Source organism: Oceaniradius stylonematis (assembly GCF_965223445.1).
Taxonomy (GTDB): domain Bacteria; phylum Pseudomonadota; class Alphaproteobacteria; order Rhizobiales; family Rhizobiaceae; genus Roseitalea; species Roseitalea stylonematis.
In genome coordinates this window covers 2190549-2214833 of sequence record NZ_OZ244994.1, presented here as the reverse complement: position 1 = coordinate 2214833, position 24285 = coordinate 2190549, and the positions used below count along the sequence as shown (strand labels likewise).

Annotated in this window: 21 protein-coding genes; 12 read left to right on the top strand and 9 right to left on the bottom strand. The window is 61.0% G+C overall.

Features of this window, described 5'->3' with window-relative positions; translation table 11 throughout:
• The first annotated feature begins 17 nt into the window (after positions 1-17).
• Positions 18-1129 (top strand): IS3 family transposase gene (locus ACOQOU_RS10920; protein ID WP_306026631.1). Its coding sequence is split into 2 segments (ribosomal slippage): positions 18-270 and positions 270-1129, totalling 1113 coding nucleotides; the frame shifts between segments, so codons are not numbered across the junction.
• 271 nt (positions 1130-1400) lie between these two features.
• On the opposite strand, the gene ACOQOU_RS10915 is transcribed toward ACOQOU_RS10920, so the two are convergent.
• Positions 1401-1571 carry a YegP family protein gene (locus tag ACOQOU_RS10915; protein ID WP_306026612.1) on the bottom strand — a complete coding sequence of 57 codons (171 nt, stop codon included), beginning with the start codon at positions 1569-1571 and terminating at the stop codon, positions 1401-1403.
• 140 nt (positions 1572-1711) lie between these two features.
• Entirely contained in the window at positions 1712-1966 is a 255-nt protein-coding gene (locus ACOQOU_RS10910; RefSeq protein ID WP_306026620.1) for a hypothetical protein, read from the bottom strand.
• 160 nt (positions 1967-2126) lie between these two features.
• Here ACOQOU_RS10910 and ACOQOU_RS10905 point away from each other — a divergent pair, with 160 nt between their 5' ends.
• From ACOQOU_RS10905 to ACOQOU_RS10875, 7 genes are all read left to right on the top strand, one after another.
• Positions 2127-2759: a restriction endonuclease subunit S gene (locus ACOQOU_RS10905; RefSeq protein ID WP_306026617.1), complete on the top strand. Its 633-nt coding sequence runs from the start codon at positions 2127-2129 to the stop codon at positions 2757-2759.
• A gap of 7 nt (positions 2760-2766) precedes the next feature.
• Complete coding sequence (locus ACOQOU_RS10900) at positions 2767-4362, top strand: type I restriction-modification system subunit M (RefSeq protein ID WP_306026618.1); 1596 nt, start codon at positions 2767-2769, stop codon at positions 4360-4362.
• A complete protein-coding gene (locus ACOQOU_RS10895) occupies positions 4352-5593 on the top strand; it encodes a restriction endonuclease subunit S (RefSeq protein WP_346433282.1) in 1242 nt (413 codons plus the stop codon). The genes ACOQOU_RS10900 and ACOQOU_RS10895 overlap by 11 nt, the downstream gene beginning before the upstream one ends.
• Entirely contained in the window at positions 5590-8559 is a 2970-nt protein-coding gene (locus ACOQOU_RS10890) for a type I restriction endonuclease subunit R (protein WP_306026613.1), read from the top strand. The genes ACOQOU_RS10895 and ACOQOU_RS10890 overlap by 4 nt, the downstream gene beginning before the upstream one ends.
• A complete protein-coding gene (locus ACOQOU_RS10885; protein ID WP_306026614.1) occupies positions 8556-9296 on the top strand; it encodes a M48 family metallopeptidase in 741 nt (246 codons plus the stop codon). Before ACOQOU_RS10890 ends, ACOQOU_RS10885 begins: the two co-directional genes overlap by 4 nt.
• Positions 9297-9303: 7 nt before the next feature.
• Positions 9304-10233, top strand: coding sequence for a DUF5655 domain-containing protein (locus tag ACOQOU_RS10880; RefSeq protein ID WP_306026615.1), 930 nt, complete (start codon positions 9304-9306; stop codon positions 10231-10233).
• A 313-nt stretch (positions 10234-10546) separates the two neighbouring features.
• Positions 10547-11266: a UvrD-helicase domain-containing protein gene (locus ACOQOU_RS10875; protein WP_306026616.1), complete on the top strand. Its 720-nt coding sequence runs from the start codon at positions 10547-10549 to the stop codon at positions 11264-11266.
• Positions 11267-11276: 10 nt separating this feature from the next.
• Here the strand turns inward: ACOQOU_RS10875 and ACOQOU_RS10870 are convergent.
• Positions 11277-12388, bottom strand: a protein-coding gene (locus ACOQOU_RS10870; protein ID WP_306026631.1) for an IS3 family transposase whose coding sequence is annotated in 2 segments (ribosomal slippage) — positions 11277-12136 and positions 12136-12388 — 1113 coding nt in all. Because the reading frame shifts where the segments join, the coding sequence is not laid out codon by codon here.
• A 202-nt stretch (positions 12389-12590) separates the two neighbouring features.
• Here ACOQOU_RS10870 and ACOQOU_RS10865 point away from each other — a divergent pair.
• Positions 12591-13682, top strand: a complete 1092-nt coding sequence (locus tag ACOQOU_RS10865) for a 3'-5' exonuclease (protein ID WP_306026301.1) — start codon at positions 12591-12593, stop codon at positions 13680-13682.
• A gap of 359 nt (positions 13683-14041) precedes the next feature.
• Here ACOQOU_RS10865 and ACOQOU_RS10860 read toward each other — a convergent pair whose 3' ends face one another.
• The gene (locus ACOQOU_RS10860; protein WP_109766931.1) at positions 14042-14746 is read right to left on the bottom strand and encodes a pyrimidine 5'-nucleotidase; all 705 of its coding nucleotides are present in this window, start codon (positions 14744-14746) and stop codon (positions 14042-14044) included.
• Between the two features lie 68 nt (positions 14747-14814).
• On the opposite strand from ACOQOU_RS10860, the gene ACOQOU_RS10855 reads away from it, so the two are divergent.
• Complete coding sequence (locus tag ACOQOU_RS10855; protein WP_109766932.1) at positions 14815-15729, top strand: EamA family transporter; 915 nt, start codon at positions 14815-14817, stop codon at positions 15727-15729.
• On the opposite strand, the gene phhA is transcribed toward ACOQOU_RS10855, so the two are convergent.
• Positions 15726-16583: a phenylalanine 4-monooxygenase gene (gene phhA / locus ACOQOU_RS10850; RefSeq protein WP_306026300.1), complete on the bottom strand. Its 858-nt coding sequence runs from the start codon at positions 16581-16583 to the stop codon at positions 15726-15728. The genes ACOQOU_RS10855 and phhA overlap by 4 nt on opposite strands.
• A gap of 119 nt (positions 16584-16702) precedes the next feature.
• Here phhA and ACOQOU_RS10845 point away from each other — a divergent pair, with 119 nt between their 5' ends.
• Both ACOQOU_RS10845 and ACOQOU_RS10840 read left to right on the top strand, forming a co-directional pair.
• The gene (locus ACOQOU_RS10845; protein WP_109766934.1) at positions 16703-17176 is read left to right on the top strand and encodes an Lrp/AsnC family transcriptional regulator; all 474 of its coding nucleotides are present in this window, start codon (positions 16703-16705) and stop codon (positions 17174-17176) included.
• A gap of 542 nt (positions 17177-17718) precedes the next feature.
• Positions 17719-18045, top strand: a complete 327-nt coding sequence (locus tag ACOQOU_RS10840; protein ID WP_306026304.1) for a GNAT family N-acetyltransferase — start codon at positions 17719-17721, stop codon at positions 18043-18045.
• On the opposite strand, the gene ACOQOU_RS10835 is transcribed toward ACOQOU_RS10840, so the two are convergent.
• From ACOQOU_RS10835 to ACOQOU_RS10820, 4 genes are read right to left on the bottom strand one after another with little or no spacing between them, the layout of a single operon-like run.
• Entirely contained in the window at positions 18008-19408 is a 1401-nt protein-coding gene (locus tag ACOQOU_RS10835; protein WP_306026299.1) for an MmgE/PrpD family protein, read from the bottom strand. The genes ACOQOU_RS10840 and ACOQOU_RS10835 overlap by 38 nt on opposite strands.
• Positions 19409-19413: 5 nt before the next feature.
• Complete coding sequence (locus tag ACOQOU_RS10830; protein WP_109766936.1) at positions 19414-22014, bottom strand: dipeptide ABC transporter ATP-binding protein; 2601 nt, start codon at positions 22012-22014, stop codon at positions 19414-19416.
• Between the two features lie 11 nt (positions 22015-22025).
• The gene (locus ACOQOU_RS10825; RefSeq protein WP_109766937.1) at positions 22026-23237 is read right to left on the bottom strand and encodes an ABC transporter permease; all 1212 of its coding nucleotides are present in this window, start codon (positions 23235-23237) and stop codon (positions 22026-22028) included.
• 18 nt (positions 23238-23255) lie between these two features.
• Positions 23256-24260 (bottom strand): ABC transporter permease, encoded by a 1005-nt coding sequence (locus ACOQOU_RS10820; RefSeq protein ID WP_306026303.1) that lies wholly within the window; start codon positions 24258-24260, stop codon positions 23256-23258.
• Positions 24261-24285 lie beyond the last annotated feature (25 nt).

Sequence of the window (24285 nt, the reverse complement as noted above, 5' to 3'; positions counted from 1 at the left end):
AACGAAGGAGACAGGGCATGAAGCGATCACGGTTTTCGGAAGAGCAGATCATCGGCATTTTGAAGGAGCATCAGGCGGGCATGACACCGGCTGAGCTGTGTCGCAAGCACGGCATCAGTGACGCGACGTTCTACACGTGGCGCAAGAAGTATGGTGGCATGGACGTATCGGACGCCAAGCGGCTGAAGGCGCTTGAAGAAGAGAACGCGAAGCTGAAGAGGCTTCTGGCGGAGCAGATGATGGATGTATCGACGCTTCGTGAGATGCTGACAAAAAACTTCTGACGCCCGGCTCCAGGAGAAAAGCCGTGAGTTGGGCAATCGAGATGAAGGACTATTCGCAGCGGCGGGCCTGTGCCCTGGTCGGCATTGCGCCGCGCGTCTTCCGTTACCAGTCGAGCAGGCCGGACGATGCCGGTCTGCGACAGCGCTTGCGGGACCTGTCATCGGAACGGCGACGGTTCGGCTATCGCCGCCTGCACCTGCTGTTGAAGCGCGAAGGCGTGGCGGTGAACTGGAAGAAGCTCTACCGGATTTACAGGGAAGAGCGTCTGACGGTTCGAAAACGCGGCGGCAGGAAACGAGCCTTGGGTACGCGAGCGCCAATGGCCATTCCACAGGATCCAAACCAGAGATGGTCACTCGACTTCATGTCGGACACGCTGGTCGATGGACGCCGCTTCCGCATCCTGTGTGTCATCGACGACTTCAGCCGGGAATGCCTGGCGACCGTCGTGGACAACTCGATCTCGGGCGAACGTGCCGCTCGCGAACTGGATGCGATCGCCGAAAGGCGCGGCTATCCCTGCATGGTCGTCTCCGACAATGGCACCGAACTCACCTCGAATGCCATGCTCGCCTGGCAGCAGAACCGCAACGTCGAATGGCATTACATTGCGCCCGGAAAACCGATGCAGAACGGCCTCGTGGAAAGCTTCAACGGCAGGCTGAGGGACGAGTGCTTGAACGAGCATCTGTTCCGCAGCTACCGCCATGCCCGGCAGATCATCGAAAAATGGAGGATCGACTACAATCTCAACCGGCCACACACGAGCCTCGACGGGCTCACACCGAACGAGTTTGCAACCCGGTCCGCAATGGACCACAACGTGAACAGGGCTAACCTATGAATGGGTACATTCAGGGGAGCAGGTCAACTAGGCATGGTGAGACCTCCTTCCGGCCTCACCTCAAACTAACGTCAATAACGTGAAATTACTAGTGATATCAGAGACTTGTGACGCAAAAAGACATCCTGTCCATGACCGGGACTCCGTATCCAACACGCGCGCACGCGCGAGAGGGCGAACATGAGCGTCGGGAGTTTCAGTTTAGCCAAAGCTACAAAAATGGGCCTCGCAGTGTTCGCTGCGAGGCCCGTTCCTGGTAGCGCCGAAGGCGTTAGGTCCGGTCGTGGACCTGTGCGAGAGGCGCGACCTTCTTTGCCGCGTCTACGCCCGCCTGTGCGGACTGCTTGGAGGTGTAGACCTCGGAGTGGCACAGGGTTTCGCCGTTGGCGGCTTTCAGGCGCCAGAAGTATCCGCCTGCATTGGCGCGAAGAATTTCAAACATGTTGATGGCCCTCCTTGGGCCGGAAAATGAGACCCGTCCGAAGCGCCGGGTCATTGATCTTTAAGGAGGGGCCAGCTAGGGTAGTGTTGTTCAAGACATGCCTAGCGGGCTTCGGCCCCGGTATTCGGAAATCGGCTGGTTTACGAGGCCAGCCGGTTTTCCATCCAGTTTGCCTTCGGGGTCAGATACGGCCCTTTAGGCGGCAGTTCGTCGGGGCTCGCCGGCGGAACATCTGGAAACCGCTTTCCATCCTTTACCTCAGCGATCCGGCCCTGATTGAGGCCGAAGAACGCTGCGATATCGTGATGGCGGTCGCCCCGCTCGATCATTCCCCGAATAAGCGCTGCATCGCGCTCGGTGATTGTAAGGCCGCTCGGCCTCGCTCGTGTTCCCATATAGTTCTCCTTGGTTTCGATGTCGGAGTCTGGCCCGACAGTTCCTATATGAGCGAGATTCGCGGCGCCGTCAAGAGATAATCTAATTTAATGATATCGTAGCGTGCTACGGTTTTGACATACCTTGACATCGTAACGCGCTACGGACTATATGGCGCTCATGAGAGAACAAGCCGGTTTTATCAATCCAGCCACCACCCGAGCGCGCCTGATGGATGTCGCGGACGTCTTTTCCGGCGTTGGGGTGTCGCGCGAGGAAACAGTGGTCCGTCCGGGCGAAAGGCTGTCGGTTATCGGCGTGCGCGACCTTCAAGATGGCGCTGTAGCCGCGCGAGAAGCATTGGACACGGTGGGTTTTTCGTCCCCCTCCAAAGCCCTGACCTATGCGGTTCAAGCTGACGACGTGCTCGTTACCGGGCGCGGGACGCTGCTGAAATTCGGCCTTGTGGGGGATGAGACAACAGGCGCCATCGCCAGCGCGAATATCATCGTTGTTCGCCCTGGACCCGATGTGATGGGCGGCGCCTTGTTCGCGGTCCTGTCCAGCGAGGTGTTCCGTCCTAAGATCGAAGTCTTGCGGCGCGGGGCGACCACCCTTTTGTCTCTGTCGCCGAAGGATCTCGCCAAGCTCGAAATCAATCTGCCGTCACGCGACGAACAGAAGCGCATCGCCGCCCTCGTTAAAGAGACGCAGATCGCCTATCGCACCGCCCTGGAGGCCGCCGAAATCCGCCGCACGCTTGCGCGGCGTCTGATTGACGCGCGCCTGTTCGGCGGCAACCAGAACCATTGAGGGAAACATGGCCAAACTCACACGCGCCGAACTGGAAAACCATCTCTGGAAGTCCGCCGATATCCTGCGCGGCTCCATCGATAGTTCCGACTACAAGATATACATTTTTGGCTTTCTGTTCCTGAAACGGTTGTCTGACCGGTTTGAGGAAGAGGCCAAGGAGGCGATCCGTCAGGGTCTGCCGGAGGATGTCGCCTATAGCGATCCAGATGAGCATGAGTTCTTTCTGGTCGAGCGGGCGCGCTGGTCATCCATCAAAAAGCTGACCACCGGCATTGGCGATCACCTCAACAAGGCGTGCGCCGCGATTGAGGACGCCAATCCTTCCATTGAAGGCGTGCTGGCCAATATCGATTTCAACTCTGAATCGCGGCTGGGCGACGCCAAGAACCGCGAAGGCGTTCTGTCGCGCCTGATCGACCATTTCTCTCGCATCGACCTGTCCAATGCCTCCCTGTCCGAACCGGATATGCTGGGCCGCGCCTATGAATTCTTGATCGACAAGTTCGCGGACGATGCAGGCAAGAAGGGCGGCGAGTTCTACACCCCCCATCATGTCGTGCGGCTGATTGTCGAACTGCTGGACCCACAGCCGGGCATGCGTATCAGCGACCCCACCTGTGGTTCTGGCGGCATGCTGGTTCAGGTGGCCGAGCATGTGGCGAAGCTTGAAGGCAAGCGGCTGGGCGAAGCGCTCAACATCACCCTGCATGGCCAGGAAAAGAACCTTGGCACATGGGCCATCGCCAAGATGAACCTGCTGTTGCACGGGCTTCGCGATGCGCGGATTGAAAAGGGCGACACGATCCGCAATCCGCGCCTGCTCGACCAGGACGGCAACCTGTTCCTGTATGATCGCGTGATCGCCAACCCGCCCTTCTCCCTCGACAGCTGGGGCGCAGACGATGTCAAAGGCGATACCGAGAAGAAGGGCCATAACCGCTTCATCTATGGCATCCCGCCCAAGAATATGGGCGATCTGGCTTTCGTTCAGCACATGGTGGCGACCCTCAACGCCAAGGGCGTATGCGGGGTGGTGATGCCGCATGGCGTGCTGTTCCGAGGCTCGGGCGATGGGCGCATCCGCAAGGCGATGCTGGAGGCCGATCTGTTCGAGGCGATCATCGGCCTGCCCGAAAACCTCTTCGCTGGCACCGGCATCCCGGCGACCGTGTTGATCCTCAACAAGGCGAAAGCGCCCGAGCGCAAGGGCAAGGTGCTGTTCATCCACGGCGCGAAGGAGTTTGAGGAGCGGCCCAAGAAGAACATACTCGGCGAAAGTAACATCACGCGGATCGTTGATGCGTTTGAGGCGTGGGGCGACCACGCGGCGTTCAACGATAAAGCAGCTGACGCTGAGGAGGTTGACCAGCGCAAGAAGCTTTGCGAGCCCAACGACCGCTTCATGCGCGTGGTGGACATGGCCGAAATCGCCGAGAATGATTTCAACCTCAACATCTCCCGATACATCGACACGCTGGAGCCGGAAAAGCCGATCGATGTGCAGGCCGAACTCACCAAGCTCTGGGACGCTGAAAAGGCGCGCGACGAAGCAGCAGCCCGCATGAACGCCCTTCTCAAGGAGATGGGCTATGTCGGTTGAAGTGCCCAAAGGCTGGCGCGAGGTGCGCATCGGTCAAATCGCGCGCGAAGTTTCCACCAGAAACCACGGGGGCACGCATATCCCGGTCCTCAGCATGACAAAGCACCGAGGCTTCGTTCGCTCCAACGAGTACTTCTCAAAATCCGTACACAGCACAAACACCGGACAATACAAGATCGTGAACCGTGGGCAGTTCGCCTATGCCACAATTCATCTGGACGAAGGCTCCATCGACTATCTGAAGAACGAGGACATGGGCTTGATAAGCCCGATGTACACTGTCTTCGAGATCAACCCTGAAGACATCGATCCTGAAATCGCGCTCCGGAAATTCAAAAGATTTGCGCTAAGTGGTCGCTTCGATCCCTACAGCAACGGCGGGGTCAATCGTAGAAAGTCGATCCTGTTCAGGGATTTATCTGCATTCAAATTTGCGCTCCCGCCGCTCGCCGAACAGCGCGCAATTGCCGAGGTCCTGGGCTCGGTGGAGGCGGCTATCGCCAAGACGGAGGCGCTGATTGCGGCGCTCGTCAATGCGAAGAACGAAATTTTGGAAGACCGGCTGCAAGCCTCATCAGACAGAGGGTGGAAAACATCTCGATTGCGCGATGTCGCAACAATTCGAACCGGGATATCCAAGAGCAAGGAACGAAAACTCAAAAATCCGCTTTCAGTCCCGTACCTGCGCGTCGCCAATGTTCAGGATGGATATCTTGATCTGGCAGAGATCAAAACGCTTTTGATCGAACGGGACCAGTTGGAGCGCTACTCTCTTAGAAAAGGAGATGTTCTCTTCAACGAGGGCGGCGACTTCGACAAGCTCGGGCGAGGTTGTGTTTGGAATGGTGAGATATCCCCCTGCGTTCACCAAAACCACGTGTTTGCGGTCCGATGCAAACCTGCGCTTAAGCCAGAATTTCTTGCATTGCTGGCCGCGAGCCGAAAGGGCAAGGCTTACTTCCGGCTTTCATCGAAGCAAACAACAAATCTCGCGTCGATAAATACCAGCGATCTGCGCTCATTCCCCGTTCTTTTACCTGAGGTGAACGAGCAAATTGAAATTGCCGCCATCGCAAAGACCTTTGATGAGAGAATTGCTGCGGAGAAGGCAAGCCTTGCGTTTGTAAATCAATCCCGCACCGCCCTCGCCCAGGAACTCCTCTCCGGCCGCATCCGGCTGCCAGACAGCCTGATCTCGCGTCATCGCGGCAAAACCGGGCAGGCCGCATGACCCAAGCGAATGACCAGTTCGAGCGCGACTGGGTCGAAGAACCAGCGGCGGACCTGCTGCGAGTCCTATTCGACTATAAGCCCTTGCCTGCAGACGAGGTGCGTCGCCTGCGCGACGGGCTTTCGACCGAGCCGGTTCTGACAGTGCGTCTGGCCGAATGCCTCAAGCGCCTTAATCCATGGCTGGACGAGGACGGCGTGCGCCGCGCGGTCGCCGCCGTCACGCGCGTTTCCGCTGTCGATGTGATGGAGGCCAATGAGGCCGCCTATACGGCGCTCACCTATGGCGTGACCGCCGCCCATACCGAAGGCGGCAGGCGGCAGGACCGCACGGTTCGGTTCTTCGATTTCGATGATCCCTCGGCCAACACGTTTGAGTTCGCCCGGCAGGTCGCGATCAAAGGCCCGCGACAGGAAATCATTCCTGATCTCATTGTTTATGTGAACGGCCTCCCGCTGGCGGTGATCGAGTGCAAATCGCCCTCTCTGGCTGATCCGATGGGCGAAGCGATCCGCCAGTTCCGCCGCTATGAAAGCAGGGACGAGTTCTCAGGCCTTGGGGCACCGCGCCTGTTCGAGACGGCGCAGATTTCCATCGCGCTCGCCCGCGACACGGCGAAATTCGGCACGACGCTGACCCCGGTGCGCCATTGGGCGGAGTGGAAGGATTCCTATCCGCTGACGCTCGATGCGCTCTCCGCGCAACTGGGCCGGACGCCAACCGGGCAGGATATCCTGCTCGCCGGGCTTCTCTCTCCGGCCAATCTGCTCGATCTCGTCCGCAACTTCGTCATCTTTGAGACCATCGACGGGCGACGGATCAAGAAGATCGCGCGCTATCAGCAATTCGTCGCCGTCGGCAAGGCGATCGAGCGCATCCGCACCGCAAGCAATCCCCAGCGCCGGGGCGGCGTCATCCATCACACCCAAGGTTCGGGCAAATCGCTGACCATGGTGTTTCTGGCGACCAAGCTGAGACGGCTGCCCGAAGCCGAGAACCCGACCCTCGTCATCGTTACGGACCGGACTGATCTTGATGACCAGATCACCGGGCAATTCCAGCGCTCAGGCTTCGCCAATCCCATTCAGGCGGAAAGCGGGGCGGCCCTGCGCGAAGCTCTGTCGGGCGGGGCGGGGACGACTGTGCTGACGACCGTTCACAAGTTTCACAGTGCCGTGCCGAAAGGCTCATCTGTCATTTCCAAAGCGCGCAACGTCTTCGTCATGGTCGATGAAGCGCACCGGACCCAGTATGGCGCTTTGGCCGCCCGCATGCGTGCCGGACTGCCCAATGCCTGCATGATCGCCTTCACCGGTACGCCCATCGACAAGAAGGACCGCAACACCCGCGAGGTCTTTGGCGATTACCTGCACCGCTATCTCATCGATCAGGCTGTGAAAGATGGCGCCACCGTCCCGATCTTCTACGAAATGCGCGACGCGCAACTCCGGATCGACGGACGCGATCTTGAACGGGATATCCGGGCGGCCTTTCCCGAACTGACTGACGAAGAGATTGAGAAGCTCAAACGTGGTATGCGGCTGCAGGAGAAGCTGGCCGGAGCCGAGGTTCGCGTTGAGGCCATCGCCAAGGACATCCTCGCGCACTATCGAAGCACCATCGAACCGAACGGGTTCAAGGCGCAGATCGTGACGGTGAGCCGTGACGTCGCCGTGAGCTATGTCGAGGCTTTGAGAAAATTTGGCGCGCCTGAGTGCGCGCTCATCATGTCCACCTCGAACAATGACAGCGCCCGGCTCCAAGCCCATCACCTGTCCAAGAGCGAGCGCGACACCTTGATTGGCCGCTTCAAGAAGCGCGATGATCCGCTGAAGATACTTGTGGTGTGTGACATGTTGCTGACCGGTTTTGATGCGCCGGTTGAACAGGTTCTCTATCTCGACGCGCCGTTACGCGAGCATACGCTGTTGCAGGCGATAGCCCGCGTCAACCGCACCGCTGAGGGTAAGACCTATGGGCTGGTCGTCGATTATTGGGGCGACAACAAGCGCATCGCGGATGCCCTGGATATGTTCTCCGAAGAGGATGGCATAGCGAACGCGCTCCGTCCGCTGTCCGAGAAAATCCAGCTTCTTGAAAGTCGCCACAGAGCCGCGATCCGGCTTTTCGAAGGGCTTGACCGTCAGGACGATGCAGCATGCGTCGACCTGCTGCGCCCCGATGACATCCGCGCCAAATTCGAGCTCGACTTTTTGCGCTTCGCCGAAGCCATGGACATGGTCTTGCCGGACCCCAAGGCCTTGGAAGAGCCTTATCCGTCCGACCTGAAATGGCTGTCGCGCATTCGCGTTCTCGCCCGCCGCGCCTATCACGAGGAGCCGTTTGATCCCAAGGACTATGGCGCGAAGGTGGGAGAGATCATCACCAGCCATCTGTCCGTGTCGGGTGTCGAACAGTTGTTGGTGAAGTTCGACATTCTCGACCCCGCCTTCCGCCCGCATCTGGACAGCCTGCGGTCAAGCGACGCGAAGGCGGCCGAGATCGAGCACGCCATCCGTCAGGAAATCCACGTCCACCGCGAGGAAAACCCTACGGCCTACGCCTCGCTCTGGGAGCAACTTGAGCGGATCGTCAACGACAGACGGGAATCGCGCGTCTCTGCCGCCAGCGCCTTGTCCCATCTTGAAGCCATGGTCGGGAAAGCTGCAGAGCTTCGTTCTGGCTCAGGCGGCAGAAGCGACGGTCTTACCGGAACGGCTGCCGCCATTCTGCCTTTCATTGATGCCGACATTCCAGACGCCGAACGCTCCCAGAGCGCAGCCGCTATCACCACAGCGCTCGAAAACTATGCCGAGGTTGTCGACTGGCATCAGAAAGAGGACGTGCAACGTCAGATGCGCCGGTCGATCAAGGAGCAATTGCGCAGCTTGGGGCTGGATGCGCACAAGGTCGAGGCTGCGACGGCAAAGATCATGGATGTCGCCCGCGCGAGGTATGCGGGATGACGGACGCGGCGCGGCACTCCATCGTCTTTGGCGGCGAAACCTTCGCTTTCCAGATCGAGCGGACCGCCCGCCGGAAAACCGTGGCGATATCGGTTGGCTTCGATGGAGTGCGCGTGCTCGCACCGTCAGACCTCAACGATGAGCGTGTGCTCCGCATTGTGCGCAAGAAAGGCGCGTGGCTACTCCGCAAACAGGCTGCGTATCGGGAGCTCGGTGGACAGCCCGTCGCCAAGGAGTTTGTGAGCGGCGAGACCTTCCACTATCTCGGTCGCCAGTACCGGTTGAAGCTTATTGCCGACGAAACCGCCGTCACCACCCGGATTGCCGCGAGGGGCTCGACCCTTGTCGCTCCGGTGCTGCCGAATGGACATCCATCAGTCCAACGCGCCGCAGTCCGCAGTGGTCTCAGGCACTGGTATCGGGCCCATGCAATTCAGCATTTCCCCGTCCGCGCGCGTATGCTTGCAGAGATGCTTGGCATTCCCACACCGACCGTCAACGTCGTTGACCAGTCCAAGCGCTGGGGAAGTTGCGACGCCCGAGGGCGGATCCGCCTGAATTGGCGCTTGGTGATGGCGCCAATGCCGTTGGTTGATTACGTTATCGCCCATGAGGTGTGTCACGTTCTTGAGCACAATCATTCACGGCGGTTTTGGCGTTCACTGGAAACCATCATGCCGGACTACGAGGAACGCCTGAGAAGACTTGATCGGATGGGGCACCAGTTCATCTGGTGATTATTATATGAGCGATATTAAACTCTTTCGCACGGACAGCGCATCAGTCACCGAACTTCGCGGCAGTGCGGTTGCGCTAGAAAAATCGCTCCAGACCCTCATTGAACGCAACATGGAAGCGTTTCTTGGCGTGCGGTTTCTTGCCTCCGAGTTCTCAACGAGCAATGGCGGGCGCATGGACTCGCTCGGCATCGACGAGAACGGTTCGCCGGTCATCGTTGAGTACAAGCGGGCCAGCAACGAGAACGTCATCAACCAAGGCTTGTTCTACCTCGACTGGCTCATGGATCACCGCCGCGATTTCGAATGGCTTGTTCTGGAGCGCTTCGGCGCCGAAGAGGCCAAAGCCGTCGATTGGACAACGCCCCGGCTGATCTGCATCGCCGGCGATTTCACCAAGTATGACGCTCACGCGGTCAACCAGATGAACCGGAATATCGCGCTGGTCCGCTATCGCCGCTTTGGTGACGAGCTTTTGCTGTTCGAACTGCTGACCTCGACATCAGAGCGGTCCGCGCGCGAAAGCCCTGTCAGTAGTGATGCCCAAGGTGAGCCTGCGGCAACCCGACCACGATCTCGCCAGAAGACCGTTACGCAATACCTCGCAGACGCTGACCAAGAGCTTGTCGATCTCTACGAGGCGACAAAGGCGTACCTGCTGGCGCTGGGCGACGATGTCGAGCTGAAGACCCTCGACAACTATGTTGCCTTCCGCCGCCTGAAGAACTTCGCCTGTGTCGAGGTCAAACCGCAGATCAGGCACCTCAAGGTTTTCGTCAAGGTCGATCCGGATACCGTCGATCTTGAGCCCGGCTTTACCCGTGACGTACGCAACATCGGCCACTTCGGAACGGGCGACCTTGAAATCATCATCACTGATGTCGCCACGCTGGAGAAGGCGAAGTCACTGATGGACCGCAGCTATGACGGTGCGTAGTAATCTGAGGGAGTGAACGTTGCCGAAGCTTGATCTACACGCATTTGTTAGCAGGGGCGCTAATACTGGCGAGCTACTTTTTCCGCATCAGCACGAAGACGGCAGCTATGTCGTGTCGAAGACTCGTTTTGAAGATGATTACGTCCGGCTAACTCGTCCGGCAGAAATCCTACCTTGGCTCGAAAAGGGCTACGGGCTGCGCATGTCCAATCCGGCGAAGGGCATCAACGCTCCGAGCCTAATAATGCCAGAATCGATATTTCGGCCGGTGCTGATTTAGAATTTGACGACGACTATTATGGGGGAGAACTTTATGCCTTGGAATGACGGCCTTGCCATTGGAACGCCAGCTTATGCCATTGCCTCTTCGGTGAATGCCCGCATCCGCGTGGTAGCTGGACCCGGAACTGGCAAGTCATTTGCGATGAAGCGCCGCGTTGCACGGTTGCTTGAGAACGGCGCGGACCCTGCCATGATATTACCTGTGACGTTTACTAGAATTGCGGCTGAGGACCTTCACCGGGAACTCGTCGGTATGGGGGTTCCTGGGTGCGATGACCTTGAAGGCGTGACGCTCCATAGCCTCGCCTTGAGGATGTTGATGCGGAATCACGTTCTGATTGCGACAGGACGAGTGCCGCGTCCCCTCAATGAGTTTGAACTTGAACCTCTAGTTTGCGACCTGATGGCTCAGCATGGGGGCAAGAGGGCGGTGAAGAGGCTTCGGATGGCCTACGAGGCCGCGTGGGCTCGTCTTCAGCAGGAACAGCCGGGCTATGCATTGAGTGCGGAAGATGCGGCATTTCAGGCGGACTTGCTATCTTGGCTCCGTTTCCACGAGGCCATGTTGATCGGGGAGGTTATCCCTCAGCTATATAGCTATTTGCATTCGAATCCTGCGGCAGCAGAGAGAAGCGAGTTTGCGCACATTCTGGTCGACGAGTACCAGGACCTCAACAGAGCTGAGCAGGGTGTCATCGCGCTTTTGTCTGGTGCTGCCGAAGTCTGTATCGTCGGTGACCTGCTCCCCTGAATGTACCCATTCATAGGTTAGCCCTGTTCACGTTGTGGTCCATTGCGGACCGGGTTGCAAACTCGTTCGGTGTGAGCCCGTCGAGGCTCGTGTGTGGCCGGTTGAGATTGTAGTCGATCCTCCATTTTTCGATGATCTGCCGGGCATGGCGGTAGCTGCGGAACAGATGCTCGTTCAAGCACTCGTCCCTCAGCCTGCCGTTGAAGCTTTCCACGAGGCCGTTCTGCATCGGTTTTCCGGGCGCAATGTAATGCCATTCGACGTTGCGGTTCTGCTGCCAGGCGAGCATGGCATTCGAGGTGAGTTCGGTGCCATTGTCGGAGACGACCATGCAGGGATAGCCGCGCCTTTCGGCGATCGCATCCAGTTCGCGAGCGGCACGTTCGCCCGAGATCGAGTTGTCCACGACGGTCGCCAGGCATTCCCGGCTGAAGTCGTCGATGACACACAGGATGCGGAAGCGGCGTCCATCGACCAGCGTGTCCGACATGAAGTCGAGTGACCATCTCTGGTTTGGATCCTGTGGAATGGCCATTGGCGCTCGCGTACCCAAGGCTCGTTTCCTGCCGCCGCGTTTTCGAACCGTCAGACGCTCTTCCCTGTAAATCCGGTAGAGCTTCTTCCAGTTCACCGCCACGCCTTCGCGCTTCAACAGCAGGTGCAGGCGGCGATAGCCGAACCGTCGCCGTTCCGATGACAGGTCCCGCAAGCGCTGTCGCAGACCGGCATCGTCCGGCCTGCTCGACTGGTAACGGAAGACGCGCGGCGCAATGCCGACCAGGGCACAGGCCCGCCGCTGCGAATAGTCCTTCATCTCGATTGCCCAACTCACGGCTTTTCTCCTGGAGCCGGGCGTCAGAAGTTTTTTGTCAGCATCTCACGAAGCGTCGATACATCCATCATCTGCTCCGCCAGAAGCCTCTTCAGCTTCGCGTTCTCTTCTTCAAGCGCCTTCAGCCGCTTGGCGTCCGATACGTCCATGCCACCATACTTCTTGCGCCACGTGTAGAACGTCGCGTCACTGATGCCGTGCTTGCGACACAGCTCAGCCGGTGTCATGCCCGCCTGATGCTCCTTCAAAATGCCGATGATCTGCTCTTCCGAAAACCGTGATCGCTTCATGCCCTGTCTCCTTCGTTGGGGAACAGGCTAACCCAAAAACGGGGACATCTAAGGGGAGCATGTCATCGGCGATGACGACCAGTCGATTTACAGCTTCAAGCACGCTCATCCGGACGGGATTCGCGAGTGGCTGAACATAAATGCGGGTGCAGATGATCTGGGCCTGGACGACTGCCGGCGATGCCCGACAAGGGTTGTGCAAATGGCAAACAATCTCATCGGTCACAATATCTTGCGTCCGGTGCCACGACCTTTGGTGCCGATGCCTGCAAACGGCGTCGGAGATGTCCGCATTGTGCAGTACCAGACCATTGCACAAGAGGTTGCGGGCGTCTCGACTCTCGTGTCGGGGATGATCGCAAACGGGACGCCAGCGGGTGACATACTGGTTCTCACGCAGAGCCGAGCATTCGGAAATCCTCTCTACGAGGCACTCGTTGCTCAGGGTGTTCCGACGAAGTCCTACTATGCGGAATCTGAGCTCAACCACATGCTTGCAAAGCGTTCGTTTGCGCTGATCAAACTTTTCGCCAATCGACAGGACAGGGTCGCTCTACGATGGCTCATCGGTATCGACGGCAACAATTGGCACGCGGCGGGATATCGTCGTGTTCGAGAACACTGTGAAAACACAGGGACAACTCCATGGGATGCCTTGGTGCAGCTTGAGAGCGGAGCGCTGCACCTTCCCCATACCGGCGCTATCGTGCTGTCGTTCCGAGAAATTCTGCAAGCGTTGGCCGCGCTTGAAGCGCTGCCAGACCTTAACGCGGTCGTGGATCACCTCTTCCCACAAGGGCAGAACGAAACTCGCGATATTCGAGAACTCGCAGTAGCCGTCCTTGCCGATATTGAAGATGGTGATCGGGAAGCATTTGTTCGAGAACTTGCCATAGCTATCAGCCAGCCAGAAATCCCGACAGAGATTCAAGATGTCCGCATAATGAGCTTGCACAAGAGCAAGGGGCTCAGTTCCCCGATAACTATCATTGCGGGCTGCGTACAGGGACTACTCCCGCGACCCGCGGACGCTGACCTGACGCCAGCCGAGCAGGCGCAGCATCTTGAGGAGCAGCGTCGGCTATTCTACGTCGGCATCACCCGGGTCAAAGCTGTGCCGCATGATCAGAAGCCCGGAACTCTTATTCTCACTTACTCGCAACGGATGCCCCTTGCCGACGCGCTCGGTGTCGGCATAGCGCCCGCCCAGCAGGTCTATGGAGAAGCTATTCTGCACGCTAGCCAATTTATTCAAGAGCTTGGTCCTGTAGCACCAGCGCCAATTGCCGGTTAGAATCCGAGGAAACCGTGACATCCCGACATCCACCCGTTCCGCTCCCCGGCCCGAATGATGAGCGCCGTTGATGGGGGGGAGGTCCGGGGGGCGGGGGTGCAGATTGCCGATTAGTAGGGCGGATCGGGATTAGTAGTTTGCGAGTAGGGCAGCGAGGTAAACCGGGTGGCAACCCGATGACACCCTGTGCTACTTCTCAACTCCGAAAGCAGAGTCAGCCCAACGGGTTGTCCAATAAGGTCCAACAGAATGGTAGGGCGTCTAATTATCTGAAATTATTAAGAAATACAATTCGTAATGATGGGGTCGTAGGTTCGAGTCCTATCAGCGGCACCATTCTTGTTGGCCAGGCAGCGCCGTCAAAGGCCCGGCAGGATGGCCCTCAAAAAACCGGCCAGATCGTCGGTGACGTGGTCGACCTGATCGTCGACATCGTCCCGCTCCCAGATCTCGGAGAAAGCCGCCTCGAAATTACGCGGAACGATCAGCACGGTCTTCATGCCCAATTGCTTGGGAACCGTCAGGTTGCGCGCCAGATCCTCGAACATGGCGGCGCGTGTGCAATCAACACGGTGGAGCGCGCGGAACTTGTCATAGGTCGCGCCGGCCGGCTTGGGCACCAGATCGGCGGCGACGATGTCGAAGATCTCGTCGAAATGGTCGAGAATGCCAAGTTGGCGCGCGGCGCGCTCGGCATGGCCCTTGTCGCCATTGGTGAAGATGAACTTTCGCCCCGGCAGCGCGCGGATGGCATCGCCAAGCGCCGGATCGGGATCGAGCCACGAATAGTCGATATCGTGGACCTTCTCGAGAAAATCGTCCGGGTCGACATCATGGCGCTGCATGAGGCCGGCCAGCGTCGTGCCATACTGTTTGTAATAGTCCTTCTGGACCTTGCGCGCCTCGTCGCGCGGCACCTGCAACAACTCCGACACATAGCCGGTCATCGCCACATCGATCTGCGAAAACAGGTTGGAATGGTGCGGGTAGAGCGTGTTGTCGAGATCGAAAACCCATTCACGGACATGGGCGAAATCGGAGGGTTTCGGAGCATGGACGTTCATGGCCGTGTTATGGCACAGCCGGTCACGGCCCGAAACAAAAACCGGCGCGGCAGCGCTCGCGGGGACCCATGGAACTCTGGATACCGATCACGATCGCCGCAGCCTTCGTGCAGAACCTTCGCTCGGGGCTGCAGCGCCATCTGCGCATGCAGATGGGCACGACGGGGGCGACCTTCGTGCGTTTCGGCTTCGGCCTGCCGGTCGCGTTCGCGCTACTCGCCCTCGCCCTGTGGCTGACCGCAAGCGCGCTTCCGGAGACGAAACCCGCCTTCTGGCTCTGGGTCACGGTCGGGGCGTTCGCGCAGATCTTCGCGCAGGCGCTGCTCGTCATCATGTTCACCCGGCGCAGTTTCGCCGTCGGCTCGGCCTATTCGAGGACCGAGCCGGTGCAGGCGGTCATCTTCGGGCTCGTCCTTCTCGGTGAACGCGCGCCGGCGTCGGTTCTGATCGCAGTGGCCATTTCGGTCGGCGGCGTGATCGCGCTGACCTTTGCGCGGCAGCCCGTCGGCGAGATGGCGCGCAGCCGGTCGCCGCTGGCGCTTCTGGCCTCGCCGACGGCCCTGATCGGCCTCGCCTCGGGCACGTTCTTCGGACTTGCGGCGGTTGCCTTTCGCGCCGCCTCGCTCAGTCTTGCCGGTCCGAACTTTCTGGTGCAGGCGGGGCTGACGCTGTGCGTGGCGATCACCATCCAGACCGCCGTCATCCTTGTCTGGATGCTCGTCCGCGACCGGGCGGAACTGCGCCGCATCGCCGACGCCTGGCGGGTCGGTACGCTGGCGGGACTGGCCGGCGCACTGGCCTCGTTCGGCTGGTTTTCGGCGATGACGCTGCAGCAGGCGGGCGCAGTCAAGGCGCTCGCGCAGATCGAAATGCTGTTTGCCTATGCAACGACGGTTCTGATCTTCCGCGAACCGGTGAACCGGGCGGAAATCGCCGGCTGCGCGCTGGTCGCCGCCGGCGTGATCGTGCTCGTTCTGGCCTAGGCGGCTGCCTTGCGTGCCGGCAGAGCCGCCGGATCGAGCGGCGCCTCATCCTTGTAACGCCTGACGATGGCGGCAAGGTCGCTTTCGGCCATCTGGCGGTTGAGCGCCTCGAACGATGGCAGGACGAAATAGGCGCGCTGGAAGGCATCGATCTCGTAGCCGGTGCGCATGATCGTCTCGATGTCCATCGGCACGCGGTTGGCCTTGCCGCTTTCGGCGGCGAACTGCAGCTCGGAAAAGGACGACATCAGGCCGGCGCCGAACACTTTCAGATCCTGACCCGGCTCGCGGATCAGACCGAACTCTGCGGTGTACCAATAAAGCCGCGTGACCATGCGGTCGCCGCCCAGCGGGATCAGCTCCAGCGCCTTTTCGCCATAACGCTGCATGAAGTCGGCGAAATCGGGCTGGGTCAGGATCGGCACGTGGCCGAAGAAATCGTGAAACATGTCCGGTTCGACGATGTAGTCGAGTTCGTCCATCGACCGCAGCCAGTTGGTCACCGGAAAGCGACGATTGGCGAGATGATCGAAAAAGGGTTCGGCGGGGATGAGGCCCGGCACGGCGACCAGCGTCCAGCCGGTCATTGCCGAAAGCTTCGCGCTGACCGTCTCAAAGTCCGGCACGCGGTCGATGAGGCCGAGCGCGGCGACACCGTCGAGATAGGAATGGTGCGCATGGCGCTCGGTCAGCTTCGTCTGCCGGTCGCACAGCGTGCGCCACACCGCCTGGTCGGCTTCGGAATAGACGCCGTAGTCCTGCGGCACGGTGAAATCGGCGCGGCAGCGGGTATAGTCGCCCCGCATGCCCTGGGCGGCGCATTCGGCGGCATATTGCGATACGGTCACGGACATGGCGGCCTCCTCGAGGGTTTACGCCCTATTCTACCAGCGGCAGCGACGGCGAATTGACTTAATCGACCCGCCCATGCAAGGAATTCGGTGACTTTCTCCCAATTTGAGGGAATTTCGAGATGATTTCACTCGATCCATTCGAGGTGGCGATGCTCGACGTGCTGCAACGCGACGGCCGCCGGACGATCACCGATCTGGCCGCCGATGTCGGCTTGTCGGCGACGCCATGCGCCCGGCGGTTCGACCGGCTGACCGAAAGCGGCGCCATCCGCGCCATCGTCGCGCGACTCGACCGGCGCGCGCTGGGGCTGGAGGTGGAGGTGTTCGTGCAGGTGCGCCTTGGCAGCCATGCGGACGATACCCCTGAACGGTTCATCGCCATGGTCGGGCGGCTCGACGAAGTCGTCGCCTGCTGGTCGCTGACGGGCGATTTCGACTTCATGCTCCAGGTCGTTGTGACCGATGTGGAGGCGCTGAACGATTTCATCGGCGGCACCCTGCTGAAGTTCGATGGCGTGCGCGACGTGCGGACCAACCTGGTCCTGAAGAACCACAAGGGACCGGCCAAGCTGCCGCTGGGGCATTTGACATGAGCGACGGGGAACAAGGCGCGCCGCCGACACCGGTGCTCATGGTCGGTGGGGCCGCAGATGCGCAGGCCCTGTTCCAGACAATTGAGGCGACACTGCTCGGTGCGAGAGACGTCATCGTGCGAACCGCACATCCGGATGCCATCGCCGAAGCTGCCGGCCTGACTAGCTGGATCGCGGAATCAGTTGGCCGCGACGCCGCAGACCGTGCGATCATCATCGCCCACGGCCGGGAGGCCGACATGGTCATCGCGTGGTTTGCGCCGTCCGTGCCGGACGGTCCGGTGGCGCTGCTGCACCCGCTCGCGCCAACCGACACCATCGCGCCGGACGGGATCGAGGGTCGTGCCGTGCTGATCACCGCCGGCGCGACCGATCCCGAGACGCCACCGGCGGCCATCGGCGCGCTCGCCGATGCGCTGGACACGGCCGGCGCGAAGACCGATGTCTTCTGGAACCGTGGCGGCGCGGAGATCACAGAGGAAGAAACCCAGCGCATCATCGCATGGCTCAATGCGGCACGCGGCGCGCTTGTCGACCCCCGTATGCTGCCCATCACGGTCGAAAAGGATGGGCCCAAGGGCCGCTACTTCATCGAGGCGCCGGGCGGCGTGACGGCGGAGATGACGTTTTCCCAGTCCAGCGACACGCTGATCATCATCGACCATACCGAGGTGCCGGACACTTTTCGGGGCACTGGAACCGGTGTCCGTCTTGTCGAGGCGCTGATCGCGGACGCGCGTGCATCGGGCACGAAGATCATTCCGCTGTGCCCGTTTGCGGCGGCGCAGTTCAAGCGCCATCCGGAGTGGAGCGACGTTCTGGAGACGAAAGTCAGGATGAAGCCGAACAGCAGGCGACCAGATCGCTGACCGTGGCCGGTGTGGCGTCGCCGGCCATGATCATGTCCTCGATCCGGGTAGCGCGATCGCCATAGCCGGCCTCGTCCATCAGGGCGTGGAACTTCGAAGAAATCTCGGCGTCGGAAAGGGGCGCGTCGGCATCGCCCCGCGCGGTCAGCGGCTTTGATGCCAGCACGCGTCCGCCGGTCAGTTCAAGCTCCACCTCCGCCCAGCGCTCGGCCGGGAAAAGATCGTTGAAGGCGGCGCGTTCGGACAGTTCGACCCGCTCCGCCAGTTCTAGAACGGTCGCGTCCCGCAATCCTTCGCCGGCGATCTGCGCGACGCCGAGGCGGCCATGCACGAGCGCGGCGGCGACCGGAAACGGCAACGCGTACTGCGCCTGTTCGGTGTCGGCCGGCGATACCGTCGCCAGCCTGATCGCCTCGTGAAATGTGCGCACCCGGATGCGCGCAATCATGTCGGGCGCCACACCATGTTCGGACCTCAGGCCGAGGGCCGCCTGGACGGCCGGCTGCGCCCAGCGGCAGACCGGCCAGGGTTTGAAGTACTGCTCCATGATGCGCCAGCACGTGCCGAGATCGGACCAGATGCCGGTGACGGCGGCTTCTTCCACGGTCAGCGCCGGCGCGCCGGTGAACCCGGACCGGGCGAGCATCAGCGCGGACATGCCGGCCATCGCGCCCCAGCCCGAGCCGTCCTTGAGCATGGTGGGGTGGTCGATGCAGCGCATCATCTGGCTGCGCGGTCCGTGATATTCGGCGATCCCCGCCGCATGGCGCACAATCTCGGAGTTCGCGCCGGTCATCAGCGCACCCGACATTGCCACGCCCACCGCGATCCATGCGCCGGAGGTGTGGTAATCGGGCGCCGTGGCATGCAGGGCGATGCCACAGCGGATGGCGATCTCGTAGCCGATGGCGAGGTGGGCGACAAACTCGTCCAGCGGCATGTCCGGCGCTTCGGTCTCGGCGATGGCCAGAAGCGCGGGGAAAAGCCCGCACCCGGCATGGCCCTTGGTCAGCGGGTGACCGTCATGGGCGTCGATGGCATCGATCGTCATCCCGCCGGCGAGCGCCGCGCCTGCGGCGGACGCGCTGCGCGCACGGCTGTCGAACAGGATGGTTGCGGTGTCGACTCCGGGCCCGGCTCCGAACTGGGAGGATGCATGGCCTGCGATCAGGCCGGCCAGTTCGGTGCGGCTGCCGGCGGCAGCAACACCGATGAGATCAAGCAGGCAACGCCGCGCCTGATGCACGACCGGGGCAGGCAATGCCTCTTGAGCGGTGTAGATCCGGTGGAACCGGGCGAGCGCCTCGCACCGGCCAACCGGCCCGTCCGGCAACGCAGCGGTATCGGCAACCGCCGCCCCCATCGCCGTCAGCCCCCGGTCTTCTTTCTGGCCAGCGCCTTGGCCTGCTTGACCCAGCCGTCCCGGTCGATCCGTCCCTTGAAGCTCAGATAGCTGTCGACCCAGTCACGCTGAGGCTTCTTCCAGGCCGCGACCTGCTCGAACGTGTAGATGCCGAGCCCGTTCAGCGTGCCTTCAAGCTTCGGGCCGACCCCGGAGATCTGCTTGAGATCGTCGGGCACGTCCGGACGTTCCATGGATGACGGACGGTCGGGATCATCGAGCGAAGACTTGCCGCCCCTGGACTTGCCGCCCCTGGACTTGGCCGCCTCGGCTTTCGCTCGCTTGGTCTTCTTGGTCGCTTTGGTCTTTGCCGACCCCGTGTCGCCGGTATCCGCGACGGCGGCGACGGCCTTGTCGCGCCTGGCATCGGCCTTCTTCTGCACGGGCGCCTTCTTGACCGCGTCCAGATCGACGATCTTGGAGGCGTCCTCGACCGAGTCCTCCTTTGCCTCGAAAGAAATCACCGGCTCCATGGACTCAAGTTCGTCGCGGGACAGGTGGCATTTCATGAAGTGGCCTTCGCCCCATTCCACGTAACCCGGCACTTCGGTTTCGCACTTGTTGCCGGAGACGCGCTCCTTCCAGCGGCAGCGCGTCTGGAACGGGCAGCCCGGAGGCGGATTGAGCGCCGAGGGAATGTCGCCGTCCAGAACGATGTGCTTCTTCTGGACCGACGTGTCGGCGATCGGAATGGCCGACAAGAGCGCCTCGGTATAGGGATGGTAGGGCGGCGAAAAGATCTGGTCGGTCGTGCCCTGCTCGACGATGTGACCGAGATACATCACCACCACGCGGTCGGCGATGTAACGCACGACGGACAGGTCGTGGCTGATGAACAGCATGGTGGTGCGCGACTCGCGCTGAATGTCCATCAAGAGCTCTGTGACGGCCGCCTGGACCGACACGTCGAGCGCCGATACCGGCTCGTCGGCGACGACAACCTTCGGCCCGCCGGCAAAGGCGCGGGCAACGCCGATGCGCTGTTTCTGGCCGCCGGAAAGCTGACGCGGCATCCGCGTTTCGAAGGCGCGCGGCAGCTTGACCAGATCGAGCAGTTCCAGCATGCGCTCGCGCCGCTCCTCGGTCGAGTTGCCGAAATTGAACTTTTCGAGCGTGCGGATGATCTGGCTGCCGACCGAGTGGCTGGGATTGAGCGTGTCGAACGGGTTCTGGAAGACCATCTGGATCGAGGAGACCAGATCGGCGCCGCGGTTCTCGACCTCGATGCCCTGGATCTCCCGGTTGCCGAGCGTCACGGTGCCTTCGGTTGCCGTTTCAAGCCCGAGCAGAACCTTTGCAAGCGTCGACTTTCCGCAACCCGACTCGCCGACGATGGCGACGGTTTCCGCCTCCCGCGCGGTGAACGAGATCGTCTCGTTGGCCTTGACGGTCCGGGTTTCTCCGCCGCCGAAGATCGCGTTGGCGGCCACGTCGTAATATTTCTTCAAATTGTCGATCTGCAGCACGGGCGCGCCGGGCTCGACCGGATCGTTCTGCGCGATGCCGTCGGGCATCGCCTTCCAGTCGATCTCGTCGAACCGGACACACCGGCTGTTGTGATCGTGATGACCCTTGACCGGAATCATCGAGATCGGACCGGCATCGCACTCGCCTTCCACGAAGTGATGGCAGCGCGGGCCGAAATTGCAGCCATGGGGTCGCTCGTGCGGCAGTGGCAGCTGGCCGGGAATGGCGATCAGCGGGCGCGAATTCTTGTCCGCGCCGGGCAAAGGGATCGATCGGAACAGGCCCTGCGTATAGGGGTGGCGCATCCGGTCGAACACATCGGCGACGTCGCCCGTCTCCACGGCCTCGCCCGAATACATCACCGAGATGCGGTCGCAGGTCTCCAGGATCAGGCCCAGATTGTGCGAGATGAACAGCATCGACATGCCGTATTTCTTGCCCAGATCCTTGACCAGCTCGACGATGCCGGCCTCGACCGTCACGTCGAGCGCGGTGGTCGGTTCGTCCAGAAGCAGAAGTTCGGGGTTGGACAGGAGTGCCATGGCGATGACGACACGCTGCTGCTGGCCGCCGGAAATCTGGTGCGGATAGGAGCTCATCACACGCTTGGGATCGGGCAGGCGCACCGCTTCGAGCATCTCGATGGAGCGGTCATAGGCCTGCTGCTTGGAAACGCCCTCATGGACGATCGGCACTTCCATAAGCTGCTGGCCGATCTTCATCGCCGGATTGAGCGACGCCATCGGCTCCTGGTAGATCATGGCGATCTTCGATCCGCGCAGGTCGCGCAGTTCGGCATCGCTCATCTCGCCCATGTCACGGCCCTTGAAGCGGATCGTGCCGGACTTGATGTGTCCGCGGTTGCCCATGTCGCGCATGATGCCGAGCGCGACCGTCGACTTGCCGCAGCCCGATTCGCCGACAATGCCGAGCGCCTCGCCCGGCATGACCTTGCACGAATAGTCCATGACGGCGGGAATTTCGCCGGCACGGGTGTAGAACGAGATGTGCAGGTTCTCGATCTCGAGGATCGGGGTCTGGTCGGTGGCGGGCGCCGGAACGCCGCCGGTTGCGGGAGTGATTTCAGTGTTGGCTGACATTGTTCCCTCCCTCAGTCTTTCAGCGATTCTTCACGCAGCGCGTCGGCGAGAAGATTGAGGCCGAGCACGAAGCTCATCAGCGCGACGGCGGGCACCAGCGCCGGCCAGACGTAGAGCCGCAGGAGCTGCGAGCCGTCCTTGATGGCCGTGCCCCAGTCGGGGCTTTCGGGCGGCATGCCGAGCCCGAAATAGCCCAGCGTGCCCAGCAGGATCGTCGTGTAGCCGATGCGCAGACAGGCATCGACGATCAGCGGGCCGCGTGCGTTGGGCAGCACTTCCCACAGCATGATGTACCAGGGGCTTTCGCCGCGCGTCTGGGCGGCGGCGACATAGTCGCGCGTCTTGATGTCCATGACGAGACCCCGCGTGATGCGGAACACGCCGGGTGACGATGCGAAGACGACGGCGACGAAGATGTTGAGCTGGCCCGGTTCGATCGAGATGATCTTGAAGACCGGCAGGTCGAAAAACGCCCCGACAAAGCCAAGCCCGTTGTTGCGCAGCGCCTGAACGATGAAATCGTTGGAAACGAGCGAGATCCAGATCCATGTGCCCAGGACTATGGTCACTGCGATGGCAGGCCACATGAATTGCGGACGCGCCTGATAGCGCGTGTAGAAGAGCGTGACGAAGAAGATGACCGGGAAGATGAAGAACAGGCCGGCCAGCGTGTAGGGGATCGGCGTCTCGGTGATGCCCGGCGTGACCAGCAGATAGAACAGAAGGATCACCGGGAAGGCCAGGACCAGGTTGGCGATGAAGGACAGGACGTTGTCGACCTGTCCGCCGTAATAGCCCGCCGGCAGGCCCAGCGTGATGCCGACCATCAATGCGAAGGCGGTGGCGGCCGGCGCGATGATCAGAACAATCTGGGAACCGTACACCATGCGGCTGAACACGTCGCGGGCCAGCTTGTCGCCGCCCAGCAGGAACGCATTGCCGGATTCAGGGTCGATGGTGCCGGGCACCGCGTTCTTGAGGATCGGCACCACCCCGATCGGGTCGAACGGCGCGATGATCGACGCGAACAGCGCCGAGAACAGCCAGAAGCCGATAAAGACCAGGCCGGCGATCCCGACGCCGCCATCATAGAGCTGGCCGTAAAGGCCGAGCCGGTCCCGATACATGTAGCTCAGGGTGCCGATGATGATCATCGCGGCCCAGACCGGCCAGAAACGCCAGATGATCTGGATGACGATTTCGAATGTGGACAGAGTTTCCATTGTGCGCCCCCTATGCGCTCACGAGACGCGGATGCGCGGATTGAGGAAGGCGTAGCCGACGTCGCTGAGCAGCTGGGTGACCAGAACGACGACGACGGAAACGAGCGCGCAGGCGAGCAGCAGGTCGATATCGTTGTTCGACGCTGCTTCGACCAGCGTGAAGCCAAAGCCCTGATAGCGGAACATCGCCTCGACGATGACGACGCCGGTCAAAAGCCACGGGAACTGCAGCATGATCACGGTGAAGGGCGCGATCAGCGCGTTGCGCAGCGCATGCTTGATGACGACCGATGAGAAGGTCAGCCCTTTCAGGCGCGCCGTGCGGATATATTGCGCGGTCATCACCTCGGCCATCGACGCGCGCGTCATGCGGGCAATGTAGCCCATGCCGTAGATCGCCATGGTCATGACCGGCAGGGTAAAGTTGGAAAAGGTGATGCCCTCGCGCGTCGCGGTCGCGGCCGACCCGTTCAATATGCCGAGCCAGGACGCGAATATGACGGTGAAGATGACGCCGGACACATACTCGGGCGTCGCCGTCGATGCGATCGAAGCCACCGACAGACTTCGGTCGGTTCGTGACCCTTCGCGCATGCCGGCAAAAATGCCGACGAGTAGCGCTCCGGGCACCATGACGAGCATGACATAGAACATCAGCCAGCCGGTGGCCTGAAGGGCTGGCACAAGGCGTTCGGAAACCGGCACCTTGAAGCGTGTCGAACAGCCGAAATCGCCCTGGATGACGCCGGAAAAGCGCGCCTCGGCCGGCTCGTCGCAAAAGCGGAAGCGCGGTGTCGCCTCGCCGGTTTCAGGATCGACGAGGGGTTGCTTCTGGACGACGCCCAGCCACTGGCCGTAGCGGACGAAGAAATTGTCGCGATAGCCGTTGCGCACAAGCCAGCTTTCGATCTGCGCATCGGAGGCGCGCATGTTGGTCTGGCTGATGGACAGCTTGCGCAGATTGGGTTCGAGATTGACGAGGAAAAACACGACGAGTGTCAGGCAGAGCATGGTCAAGGCCATGATTCCCAGACGCCGGACAAAGAAC